Origin of the sequence: Pararhodobacter sp. CCB-MM2 (assembly GCF_001691415.1) — a bacterium.
Taxonomy (GTDB): domain Bacteria; phylum Pseudomonadota; class Alphaproteobacteria; order Rhodobacterales; family Rhodobacteraceae; genus Pararhodobacter.
In genome coordinates this window covers 88,263-100,133 of sequence record NZ_LRRR01000009.1, presented here as the reverse complement: position 1 = coordinate 100,133, position 11,871 = coordinate 88,263, and the positions used below count along the sequence as shown (strand labels likewise).

Annotated in this window: 11 protein-coding genes and 1 tRNA gene; 8 read left to right on the top strand and 4 right to left on the bottom strand. The window is 65.8% G+C overall.

Annotation, left to right across the window (positions count from 1 at the left end):
• Positions 1-4 precede the first annotated feature (4 nt).
• From BCY78_RS11655 to ugpC, 6 genes are all read left to right on the top strand, one after another.
• Positions 5-1,306 (top strand): FAD-binding oxidoreductase, encoded by a 1,302-nt coding sequence (locus BCY78_RS11655; RefSeq protein WP_068301790.1) that lies wholly within the window; start codon positions 5-7, stop codon positions 1,304-1,306.
• 325 nt (positions 1,307-1,631) lie between these two features.
• Complete coding sequence (locus tag BCY78_RS11650; RefSeq protein WP_083194981.1) at positions 1,632-2,366, top strand: polysaccharide deacetylase family protein; 735 nt, start codon at positions 1,632-1,634, stop codon at positions 2,364-2,366.
• 261 nt (positions 2,367-2,627) lie between these two features.
• Positions 2,628-3,950: a sn-glycerol-3-phosphate ABC transporter substrate-binding protein UgpB gene (gene ugpB / locus BCY78_RS11645; RefSeq protein ID WP_068301784.1), complete on the top strand. Its 1,323-nt coding sequence runs from the start codon at positions 2,628-2,630 to the stop codon at positions 3,948-3,950.
• A gap of 78 nt (positions 3,951-4,028) precedes the next feature.
• On the top strand, positions 4,029-4,913 hold the full coding sequence (gene ugpA / locus BCY78_RS11640) for a sn-glycerol-3-phosphate ABC transporter permease UgpA (protein WP_068301781.1): 885 nt from the start codon (positions 4,029-4,031) through the stop codon (positions 4,911-4,913).
• Between the two features lie 10 nt (positions 4,914-4,923).
• Complete coding sequence (gene ugpE / locus BCY78_RS11635) at positions 4,924-5,772, top strand: sn-glycerol-3-phosphate ABC transporter permease UgpE (RefSeq protein ID WP_068301779.1); 849 nt, start codon at positions 4,924-4,926, stop codon at positions 5,770-5,772.
• A gap of 3 nt (positions 5,773-5,775) precedes the next feature.
• The gene (gene ugpC / locus BCY78_RS11630; protein ID WP_068301777.1) at positions 5,776-6,822 is read left to right on the top strand and encodes a sn-glycerol-3-phosphate ABC transporter ATP-binding protein UgpC; all 1,047 of its coding nucleotides are present in this window, start codon (positions 5,776-5,778) and stop codon (positions 6,820-6,822) included.
• 7 nt (positions 6,823-6,829) lie between these two features.
• On the opposite strand, the gene BCY78_RS11625 is transcribed toward ugpC, so the two are convergent.
• From BCY78_RS11625 to BCY78_RS11610, 4 genes are all read right to left on the bottom strand, one after another.
• Positions 6,830-8,269 carry a Hint domain-containing protein gene (locus BCY78_RS11625; RefSeq protein ID WP_083194980.1) on the bottom strand — a complete coding sequence of 480 codons (1,440 nt, stop codon included), beginning with the start codon at positions 8,267-8,269 and terminating at the stop codon, positions 6,830-6,832.
• Positions 8,270-8,347: 78 nt separating this feature from the next.
• Entirely contained in the window at positions 8,348-9,511 is a 1,164-nt protein-coding gene (locus tag BCY78_RS25845) for a hypothetical protein (protein WP_199523143.1), read from the bottom strand.
• A 62-nt stretch (positions 9,512-9,573) separates the two neighbouring features.
• Positions 9,574-10,230, bottom strand: coding sequence for a GntR family transcriptional regulator (locus BCY78_RS11615; RefSeq protein ID WP_068301769.1), 657 nt, complete (start codon positions 10,228-10,230; stop codon positions 9,574-9,576).
• Between the two features lie 51 nt (positions 10,231-10,281).
• Positions 10,282-10,980, bottom strand: a complete 699-nt coding sequence (locus tag BCY78_RS11610; protein ID WP_068301767.1) for a SprT family zinc-dependent metalloprotease — start codon at positions 10,978-10,980, stop codon at positions 10,282-10,284.
• Between the two features lie 140 nt (positions 10,981-11,120).
• Here BCY78_RS11610 and BCY78_RS11605 point away from each other — a divergent pair, with 140 nt between their 5' ends.
• Both BCY78_RS11605 and BCY78_RS11600 read left to right on the top strand, forming a co-directional pair.
• Positions 11,121-11,453, top strand: coding sequence for a TIGR02300 family protein (locus tag BCY78_RS11605; RefSeq protein ID WP_068301765.1), 333 nt, complete (start codon positions 11,121-11,123; stop codon positions 11,451-11,453).
• 270 nt (positions 11,454-11,723) lie between these two features.
• Positions 11,724-11,799, top strand: a tRNA-Ala gene (locus tag BCY78_RS11600).
• Positions 11,800-11,871: the final 72 nt, after the last annotated feature.

The following is an 11,871-nucleotide window of genomic DNA, read 5'->3' as shown; positions in this document are numbered from 1 at the left end:
AACCATGGATCTGCTGACCGCCAATGACCGTCCGGGCACCTACCCGGAGAGCTGGTACGCCGCGAGCGCCGAGGCCCTGCCGCCCTTCCCGGCGGCGCAGGGGGCGCTGAGTTGCGATGTCTGCGTCATTGGCGGCGGCTTTACCGGGCTCTCGGCCGCGCTGCATCTGGCCGAGCGCGGCTATGATGTCATCCTGCTGGAAGCGCAGCGGGTGGGCTTCGGCGCCTCGGGGCGTAATGGCGGGCAGGGCGGCACCGGGCAGCGGCTGGGTCAGGCGGCGCTGGGGGGGGTGGTCGGCAAGACGGCGGCGCGCGCCCTCTGGGACCTCTCGCTGGAAAGCGTCGCGCTGACCCGGGAGCTGGCCGCGAAACACGCGCCCGAGGCCGGTTATGCGCCGGGCATCATCCATGCGGCGCACAAGCCGCGCTATGTGCCCGAATTCCACGACTATGCCGAGAAGCTGGCGCGCGATTACGACTACCACGAGATCCGCCCCCTGAACCGCGACGAGATGCGCGAGATGGTCGGCTCGCCCTGCTATCATGGCGGGGATATCGACATGGGCGGCGGGCATCTGCATCCGCTGCGTTATGCGCTGGGCCTCGCGCGGGCGGCGCGGGCGGCGGGCGTGCGGATCTATGAGCAATCGCGCGTGACCGCCGTCACCAAGGCCGATCCGGCGCGGGTCGAGACCGAAGCCGCACAGATCACCGCGCGGTTCGTGGCCATGGGGCTGAACGGCTATATGGGCCGGCTGGAGCCCTCGGTTGCGGCGCGGGTCATGCCGATCAACAATTTCATCGCCGCGACCCGACCGATGAGCGACGCGGAACGCGCCGGGATCATCCTGGGCGATCACGCCGTGGCGGATTCGAAATTCGTCATCAACTACTTCCGGTTCTCGCAGGACAACCGGCTGCTGTTCGGCGGCGGCGAGAGCTATGGCTATCAATTCCCGCAGGATATCGCCGCCAAGGTCCGCAAGCCGATGGAAGAGATCTTCCCGCAGCTGAAGGGCATCGAGATCACCCATGCCTGGGGCGGGACTCTGGGCATCGCCTTCAACCGCATGCCGCATTTCGCCCGTCTGGCGGGGAATGTGCTGACGGCCTCGGGCTTCTCGGGGCATGGGGTGGCGATGGGCACTTTGGGTGGCAAGCTGATGGCCGAAGCAATCGCCGGGCAGGCGGAGCGCTTCGACGTCATGGCCAATGTCCCGAGCCCCAGCTTCCCCGGTGGCGCGACGCTGCGCTGGCCGCTGATGGTCGCCGCAATGCTGTGGTTCTCGCTGCGCGACAAGCTCTGATTCGCCATTTTCTTGAGGAAATTCGCGTTATTGGCGAGTGCGCGGGGCAAAACGGTGCCGGCGCAATCCCCTTCCGCGTGGCCGCCTCGCAACAAGACTCACCCTGTACAGGGCAAGTTTATCCACATCTTGTGGTTTTCATGCCGCACTCCACAAGAGACGATGGCTCGCTATCGTGAATCGCCTTTAAACATTGGGCCTTGCGGCACTAGGACAGAGAAAGCTGCCAACACAACTGTCGGGGGACAGTGTGACCAATTTCGATCGCCGGACGCTGCTGTCCGGTCTCGGTGCCGCATGCCTGGGGGGTATCGCGGTACCGGGAATGAGTTCTGTTGCGCGGGCGCAATCCGTGCCCGCGACGCCTGTCCGGCCCATGCCCGCGCTGCAGCGGACACATGAGGTGGTCTCGCTCAACGCTGTTGAAACATCGCGGCCCCGTGTCGCGCTGACCTTTGATGACGGGCCGCATCCGACCAACACGCCGATGCTGCTGGACATCCTGGCGCGCTACAACGCCAAGGCCACCTTCTACGTTATCGGCCAGAATGCCCGTCGCTACCCGGAGATCCTGCGCCGCATGGTCGCCGAGGGGCATGAGATCGGCAACCACACCTATACGCATCCGGTCCTGTCGCGTCTGGGCAATGGTACGGTCCTCAATGAGATCGACCGCACCCAGCAAATCGTGTGGGACATCGTCGGCGCGGTGCCGGTGACGCTGCGGCCGCCCTATGGCTCTTTCTCGCCGCGCCAGCAACACATGCTGTTCGACAACCGCAACCTGTCGACCGTGGTCTGGTCCGTCGATCCTGAGGATTGGCGCCGGCCGGGCGTCTCGGTCGTGGCGAACCGCATGCTGCGCGGGGCGCGGCCCGGGGCGGTCATTCTGGCACATGACATCCATGGGCCGACCATCCGCGCCGTGCCGGCCGTTCTGGACGGAATCGCCGCCCGCGGGCTGGAGGCGGTGACGATCTCCGAGCTGCTGGCCTGGCCGCATTGGGGGCCGCGCGGGCTGCGCTATGTCGGGGCGACGGCACGGGCGTCGCACGGCTGACACGCGTCTGAGTTAGATCCTGTACGGCAAGGGCCGCGCGGTGCTGAGGGCACCCGCGGCCCTTTCTGCTGCCGGCAGCCCGGCGCTGGCCGGGTGACGTCGGATCTGCGGAAGATAGAAAGAAATCTTTCGTCTTTTGTCATAAACGCTTCACAAACGAATAATATCGCAGCAAAGTGCAGAAATTCGCGCCCGCGGGACCGTGGGGAGCGGTTTCGCAACCTCGTGCGCAAATGACCTGAAATCAATGGGGGGTTCCCAATGTTCAAGCACAGCCTGATGGCCGCCACGGCCCTGGCACTGGTCTCGCCGATCGCGGCGCAGGCCCAGACCGAAATCCAGTGGTGGCACGCGATGGGCGGCCGTCTCGGTGAGCTGGTCGAAGAGATCGCGGCGAATTTCAACGCCTCGCAGTCGGACTACGTCGTGGTCCCCAGCTTCCGCGGCACCTACCCGGAAACCATGAACGGCGCCATCGCCGCGTTCCGTGCCGGTGAGCAGCCGCATATCGTGCAGGTGTTCGAAGTCGGCACCGGCACCATGATGGGTGCCGAAGGCGCCATCGTGCCGGTTTACGAGCTGATGGAAAACAACGACGTCGCTTTCGATCCGGAAGCCTTCCTGCCGGCGGTCGTGGGCTATTACACCGACCCGAACGGCAACATGCTGTCGTTCCCGTTCAACTCGTCGACCCCGATCCTGTACTACAACCGCGACATCTTCGAAGCGGCCGGTCTGGACCCGGAAACCCCGCCGACCACCTGGGCCGAAATGGAACAGATGGGCACGCAGATCGTCGAGTCGGGCGCCGCGACCTGTGGCTTCACCACCTCGTATCCGAGCTGGGTCCTGCTGGAAAACTTCACCGCGATGCACAACATCTCGCTGTCGACCCAGCAGAACGGCTTCGCCGGCTTCGACGCCGAGTTCAACTTCAACCAGCATGAGCCGGTCATCCGCCTGTGGAACAAGCTGGGCGAATGGCAGCAGTCGGGCGTCTACGCGTGGTCCGGCGGCGGTTCGGGCCCGGATTCGGGCACGATGTTCTACTCGGGTCAGTGCGCCATGCTGATCAACTCGTCGGCCGGTCGCGCCGGCGTGCTGGCCAACACCGACTTCGGCGTCGGCTACGGCATGCAGCCCTACTTCGACGACGTCGAAGGCGCGCCGCAGAACTCGATCATCGGCGGTGCCACCCTGTGGACCCTCGCCGGTCACACCGACGAAGAATACGCCGCCGTGGCGCATTTCTTCGAGTTCCTCTCGCAGCCCGAGCAGCAGGCCTGGTGGCACCAGAACACCGGCTACCTGCCGGTGACCACCGCCGCCTTCGAGCTGACGCAGGAGCAGGGCTATTATGACGAGAACCCGGGTGCCGACATCTCGATCCGTCAGATGAACCTGAACCCGCCGACCGAGAACTCGCGTGGCCTGCGCTATGGCAACTTCGTGCAGATCCGCGACATCTTCTCGGAAGCGATCGAATCGGTCGTGACCGGCGCTGCGGATGCCCAGACGGCGGCCGACGATGCCGTGGCTCGTGGCAACGCACTTCTGCGCGACTTCGAATCGGCAATGCAATAAGCTGACCTAACCCGCCCGCCCGGCCCCCGTGGTCGGGCGGGTTCCCTATTCGCCAATGCCTTCTTGCAGGACAGGTGTATGCAGACCAAGCGCATGACCTTTTCCAGCCGGTGGCTGCCCTACGTGCTGCTGACGCCGCAGGTGGTCATCACCCTGGTCTTCTTCGTCTGGCCCGCCAGCCAGGCCCTCTGGCAATCCATGTTGCGGCAAGATCCGTTCGGATTGCGTACCACCTTCGTGTGGTTCCGGAACTTCGAGCGCCTGTTCGACGATCCCACCTATCTCGCCTCGATGAAGGCGACCGCGATCTTCTCGGTGTCGACCACCATTCTGGGCATGGGCACCGCCTTGCTGCTGGCCACGATGGTCAACCGCATGATGCGCTCGCGCGATGCCTATACGACGTTCCTCGTGTGGCCCTATGCCGTGGCACCGGCCGTCGCGGGCGTGCTGTGGTGGTTCATCTTCAACCCGACCGTCGGCATCCTGCCCTATGCCCTGCAATCGCTGGGCATCGACTGGAACCACCGTCTGGACGGCACAGATGCGATGATCCTCGTGGTGATCGCGGCTGCGTGGAAACAGGTGAGCTACAACTTCCTGTTCTTCCTCGCCGGGCTGCAATCCATCCCGCAATCGCTGCTCGAGGCCGCCGCCATCGACGGGGCCAGCCGCACCAAGCGCTTCTGGACCATTGTCTTCCCGCTGCTGTCGCCGACCACCTTCTTCCTGATGGTCGTCAACGTCGTCTACGCGATGTTCGACACCTTCGGCGTGATCCATGCCACGACCGAGGGCGGTCCGGGCCAGTCGACCTCGATCATGGTCTACAAGGTCTTCCGCGACGGCTTCGTGGGCAACAACCTCGGCTCGTCGGCCGCGCAATCGGTCGTGCTGATGGCCATCGTCGTCGTGCTGACCGTGATCCAGTTCCGCTGGATCGAGCGCCGCGTGAATTACTGAGGGGGCCGCCATGGTACAAAACGACCGTCTGGGCACCTTCTTCGCCCATCTCGTGCTCATCGTCGGCGTGGCGATCATCGCCTTCCCGATCTATGTGGCCTTCATCGCCTCGACCCATGCGCCGGGCACCTTCCTGCGGGGGGTGATGCCCCTGCTGCCCGGCTCGCACGCGATCGAGAACTATTCGACCGTGATCTTCGAGGGGCGCTCCAACGCGGGTGCGCCGCCCATCGGCCTGATGCTGTGGAACAGCTTCGTCATGGCGATGATGATCGCGGTGGGCAAGATCGCCATCTCGCTGCTGTCGGCCTTCGCCATCGTCTATTTCCGCTTCCGCTTCCGCATCTTCTTCTTCTGGATCATCTTCATCACCCTGATGCTCCCGGTCGAGGTGCGGATCGTGCCGACCTTCCAGGTCGTGGCGAACCTGAACATGCTCAACAGCTATTGGGGCCTGTCGATTCCGCTGATCGCCTCGGCCACCGCCACGTTCCTGTTCCGGCAGTTCTTCATGACCGTGCCCGAGGAAATGCTGGAAGCCGCGCGCGTCGATGGCGCGGGTCCGATGAAGTTCTTCAAGGACATCCTCGTGCCGCTGAGCGTGACCAACATCGCCGCGATGTTCGTCATCATGTTCATCTATGGCTGGAACCAGTATCTCTGGCCGCTGCTCGTGACCAATGACGAGAGCTATTACACCGTCGTCATGGGCATTCAGCGCATGGTGACCGGCAACGATCAGGAGCCACTGTGGCATCTGGTGATGGCGACCGTGATCCTGGCCGCGCTGCCCCCCATCCTGGTGATTCTTTTCATGCAGAGGCTCTTCGTGAAGGGCCTGACCGAGACGGAGAAATAAGACATGGCCCGCATCGTTTTGGACGACCTGCAAAAGGTCTATCCGGGTGGCGTCAAGGCCGTGAGCGGCATCAGCCTCGATATCGCCGATGGCGAGATGATCGTGCTCGTGGGCCCTTCGGGCTGCGGCAAGTCCACCCTTCTGCGCATGGTCGCCGGGCTGGAGACGATCTCGGGTGGGACGCTGAAGATCGGCGACCGCGTGGTCAACAACCTGGAACCCGCCGAGCGTGACATCGCCATGGTGTTCCAGAACTACGCGCTCTACCCGCATATGACGGTCTACAACAACCTCGCCTACGGCCTGAAGAACCAGGGCGTGGCCAAGGCCGAGATCGACCGTCGCGTGCAGGAAGCCGCGAGCATGCTGCAGATCGGCGACTACCTGCAGCGCAAGCCGCGCGCCCTCTCGGGCGGTCAGCGGCAGCGTGTGGCAATGGGCCGGGCGCTGGTGCGCGAGCCCGCCGCCTTCCTGTTCGACGAGCCGCTGTCGAACCTCGACGCGAAGCTTCGCGTGCAGATGCGGGTCGAGATCCGCCAGCTGCAAAAGCGCCTCGGCACGACGTCCCTCTATGTGACGCATGACCAGCTGGAAGCGCTGACTCTGGCCGACCGGCTGGTGGTGCTAAACGCGGGTCAGATCGAGCAGGTCGGCACGCCGATGGAGCTTTATGACCGTCCGGCCACCGTCTTCGTTGCGGGCTTCATCGGCTCGCCGGCGATGAACATGATCGACCTTGCCTATCTGCGCGACCAAGGCGCGGCACCGGCCGGTCTACCGACGGGCACCGATCTTGTCGGCGTGCGTCCGGACGATCTGTCGATGGTCGCGCCCGAGGGGCAGCATCTGACCCTCAACGGCACCGTGGCCCTGCTGGAGCCCGCCGGGGCCGAGAGCCATGTCTACGTCACGCTCAACGGCAATGCGCAGGCGATCACCGTCCGCGTGCCGGGCCTGCCCAACGTGACCGAGGGTGCGCCGATCACGCTGCACGCGCCGTTGTCGGCGCTGCATCCGTTCAACGCGGCCAGCGGCAAGCGGACCGTCTGAGGCCCGTTCAGTCGGCCATCGCCAGAAGAACGCGCGCCTCGTCCCTTGTCAGGACGGGGCGCGCTGCCGTTTGGCGCAGCTCGGGGAGCAGGGTCAGCAACTCCTCGCGCACCGGCTGTTCCAGCGCGTCCAGCACCGGCTGCGACAGCTGCAGGCTCTCGCTCCATGCCCCATGTGCGCGCAGGATTTGGTGCTCGGCGCACATCACATGAACATAGCGCGCGGGGCCGTCCGCCTGTTGCATCACGCCGGGCAGGCCCAGCAGGTCGATCGCGGGCACCAGCACCTCGGGCGCTCCGAACATCACCGAGGCGCGGGCGCCCTGCAGCAGCATGCGGTGGCGCGGCGAGACCGAGAGCGCGTGCTCCGGCAGGCCCGCGCCCAGACAACCGGCCGCGAAGGTGACGGGGGCCAAGGCCGGGCTTTGCGCCGTCTCCTCGTGGGAGAGCCGGGTTTTCCCCGTCCAGACCAGCGGCTGATACCCGGCGTCGCGCGTCAGCACGCGGTCGCCGGGGCGCAGGGTCTCGACCGGGCGCGAGCCGGTATCGGTGCCGATCAGCGTGCCGGCGGTGAAGCAGATGATCTCATCGAATTTGCGAAAGATGAGGGTGGAGCCATCCGCAAAGGTGACGCGGCCAGAGGCGCCCAGTCTGGCGCTGACATCGGTGATCCGGACCACCGGCGCGGTTTCACCCGGTGCCGGGTCGGGCAGCAACAGCGTGTTGTAGCCATCGCCACCGCTGACGATGCCCTGCACCGGATCGACGACTACGACCGTGTCATCCGCGGCGCTCAACAGCACCTGCTCGATCTCGGTAAAGTCGATGCGAGCGCCCGAGGCATAGTCGATCCGCCCGGACTCGCTCGCGGAATAGGTCAGCGTGGCGCTACCGTTGGCGTTGCCGAAATAGTCGGTGTGGATCGTATCAAAGTCGGCGCGGATCCCCTCCGTGGGCGTAACGCCATCGCCGCCGCCGTCGATGACCAGATGGTCCGTGTTCGCGACATGCGTGCTGAGCGGGTCGTAGACCGCGAAAAAATCCTCTCCCGCCCCTCCGAACGCCGTGTCATTTCCACCGTCCAGTCGGATGAAGTTGAAGGAAAAGTCGTCGGGGCCGGACGGGTCGAAGGCGACCACCAGATCGTCTCCGGCCCGGCTGATCAGGTAGTCGCTGCCCGCGCCGCCGACAATCGTGTCGTTACCGGCCCCGTCCTCGATTCTATCGTCCCCGTCGCCACCCCATAGCTGGTCAGCGCCATCGCCGCCAAAGAGGGTGTCGTCACCGTCGTTTCCAAGGACGGCGACGCCCAGATCATCGACCTGATCGCCATCGGCATCCGTGAAGAGATCGTCGATCAGGTCATCCAGTGCGGTGCCGTCGACAACACCGGGGCCAGAGGGAACGGTCAAAAGGGGAAGCGGCGGACGGGCCATGGGGACACTCATGAAACGGGTTACACAAGGTTGATGCTTCCGTAACCAAGTTGCCCTGTCAACCTTGGCGTGTCCTCGCCGCTGGGGATGTCACGGCTTGCGCGGCGCGCCGGGCAGCGGCGCGGTGTAGTACACGCCCGAGGCCATCCCCGGCGTGCCGCCGCTGCTGAGCGTGTCGGCGGGCAGTTCATCCTGCCGGGCGCGGGCCTCGAAGGCGGCGTAGAAGGCCTGCGGGGGCTCGCCGTAGATCTCCTCGAACACCTGATCGAAGGGAATGCCCTCGCCCATGCGCGCGAACAAATGCGCCGTAGAGGGCAGGCCCCGTTCCTCCACCAGCAGCGCGGCGGCGATCAGGCCGGCGCGGTAGATGTCGCTCTGGTGCGAGCGCAGGGCCAGCCGGTCCTGCAACCGCGCAAGATCCGGCAGGCGGCCCCCGGCATAGCGCGTGGTGGCGCTTCGACGGGCGAAATCGGCCTCGGTATCATAGCCCACGGCATAGCCCACGACGTCGGCCAACCCCTCCAGCAGCCAGATCGGCCCCTCGATCGGCACACGGCTGGCCGGGAGGGTGCCGGGCGGCGGCAGGCCGGTCAGCTGGAACTGCACCAGATGGGTGACCTCATGCGCCAGAACGAAGGTCAGGTGGTCGTAGCGGATGCCGCCGCGCAGCCGCACGCCGGGGCGCAGGCAGATCACCATCAGGCCGGGCAGGGCGAAGCCGCCGATGGCGTTGTCGGGGTCGCAATGCTCGGCCAGGGTGGCATCGAGATTGCCGATATCGGTGAAGCCGGCACTGCGGATGCGCGCGCGCAGCTCGACCGGGTTCGAGCCGACGACCACCCGGTCGGTGCCGGCCAGCTCGATGCCCATGCGCTGCGTGACATCGGCGTGGATGCCGGGCATGCGGGTGCGGATCAGGCGGGCGAGGACCGGGTCAACACTGTCGCCGACATCAACGATCACCCGGTTCAGGGCCGAGGGCCAGAAGGCACGCAGGGCGGGGTCATCAAGGCCCAACCTGCGGCACCAAGGCATCGCGGAATCAGTGTGGATGCGGCGGGGGCCCTCCAGCCCGCGCTCCCGAAGATGCTGGGCGAGAGCGTGCCGGGTCCGGGCGCCGACGATGCCGTCGATCCGGCCCGGGTCCTGACCGGCGCTGGCCAATTGCTCCTGCACGCAAAGAACCCCGTCGTTTCGCGCATGGGCCGAGACGGGAAGGAACAGCAGGACTAGGGCAAGCAGGAACCGGGTCACCATGCCTCCAGCATCGGCCCGTTTGGGTTAACAAGTCTACACCGAGGCGCAGACTTCACCAATTATTGCGTCAGATGCCGCAGGCCTTGGGTCACATCTGTGCGGATCGCCAGTCGCAGGCCCGGCTCGTCCCCGGCTTTCAGCGCCGCGACGATCATCCGGTGATGCGGCGGCGGCGTGTTGCGGCGCAGGCGGCCGTAGAGCGCGCGCATGGTGGGGCCGAGTTGCAGCCAGATCGTCTCGACCATGGCCAGCATCGCCGGAGATTGCGCGCGCAGATACAGGGTCCGGTGGAATTCGAGGTTGGTGCGCACATAGGTCACCGCATCGCCCCGCAGCACGGCGTCGGTATTGGCCGCGTTGATCGCCTCCATCCGGTCGATCAGCGCCGAATGCGCGCGGGGCAGGGCGCGCGAGCCCAGTTCCGGCTCCAGAAGCGCGCGGATCGAGGCCAGCTCCTCGATCCTCTCGTTGCCCAACTCAGGCGTCTGCACCCGGCCAGAGGCCGACATGGTCAGCGCCCCCTCGGCCACCAGCCGCTGCACCGATTCGCGCGCCGGGGTCATCGAGACGCCGAACTCGCGGGCAATGCCGCGCAGGGTCAGCGCGTGGCCCGGCGCCAGTTCCCCATGCATCACCTGCGTGCGCAGGGTGCGGTAGACCCGGTCATGCGCCGACAAGGTCGAGGGTTCGGGCGTGGGGCGTTGGACGATCTGCATGATCGAGCGTGATCACAAATCCGGCGAGGGGGCAAGCGGGCTCGACGCCTGTCAGGCCTCGAACCGGTAGCGATGCAGCTGCGCCCCGTCGCTGCGCAGCCAGTTGCGCGCGGTTTGCCAATCGGGGAACAGCTTCGAGACCTCGGCCCAGAAGGCGGGCGAATGGTTCATCTGCGCCAGATGCGCGACCTCATGCGCGGCGACGTAATCGAGGATCGGCGGCGGGGCCATGATCAGCCGCCAGCTGAACATCAGATCGCCCTCGACGGTGCAAGATCCCCAGCGCGAGCGGGTGTCGCGCAACGTCAGCTTCCCCGCCCGACGGCCCAGCCGTGCCGCATGAAAGGCGACCCTCTCGGCCAGCCGGTCGCGCGCGCGCAGTTTCAGCCAGGCCAGCGCGGCAGCAGCGGGCCGGGCCTGCGGGACCAGCAGGGCGCCGTCCTCGATCCGGGCGCTGCGCAGGGCGGCGGGGGTGACGCGCAGGGCGGTGCCTTCGACCGGCAGCAGGGTGCCGGGGCCGACGATCTCGGGCCCTTCCAGCCCGGCCAAGGCCTCGGCCAGCCAATCGCGACGCTCGTTCAGGAAGGCGAGCGCGTGTTTCATCGACGCCCGTTGCGGCAGGGTCAGGGTCACCGCCCCATCCAGCCGCGACACCTTCAGCGCCAACCGGCGGGCCCGGGCCGAGCGTTTCACCTGCACCGCCAGCGGCGGCGGGCCGGGCAGTTCGATCAGGTTGGGGTCGCGGGACATGGAACCTCCGGGCGTGTCCTGAGGGTGGGGTCCCCCGTGCGCGCGCAGCAAATAGGGTCCGAAAGGCTTTGACAAGCCCATCCAACTATGGCAACCGGCCCCGATCCAGATGCACGACCCACACATGGGAAGGATTGCCTATGCCCAAGGAAGAATGGGGTACGAAGCGCCTTTGCCCGACCACCGGCAAGCGATTCTACGACCTGAACAAGACCCCCGTGATTTCGCCCTACACCGGCGAGGTGGTCGTTCTCGACCTGCCCGGCCGCAAAGGCGTCACCGCGGCGACCGAATCGAACAAGTCGAAGGCCAAGGCCAGCGAAGACATGGAGTCGGACGACGTCCTGCTCGATGACGACGATGATGATGTCTCGGTGGATACCGATGACGAGCTGCTCGAGGACGAGGACGACGATACCGTCTCGTTCGACGAACTCGGCGACGTGGCCGGCGAAGGCGACGACGAGAGCTGATCTCGGCACAACGGGACGAATTTTCGGAAAGCGGGCATCACGGTGCCCGTTTTTTTCATGCCCGGCGATGGGGTTGGCGGTGTGATTCGGGCCATCCAAGGGCCGTGGCGAGGGGTGTCGGAGATTTTCGGCGGGTACCGGGCCTTGCTAGCAAGGGGTTTGCGAGGCCTCGGAAAGAAATGCGACGGGTCGGTGAAAATTTCCTCTTGCGCTCCTCGGCGGCAGGCCCTAAACCCCGCCTCGCAGCCGGAAGATGGCAGCAAAAGAGATGGGGCCATAGCTCAGCTGGGAGAGCGCTTGCATGGCATGCAAGAGGTCAGGAGTTCGATCCTCCTTGGCTCCACCAAATCCTTCATCCTTCAGGATGACCGCAAGCCTCGCCGAACGGTGAGGCTTTTTGCGTTTCCGGGCAGAGACT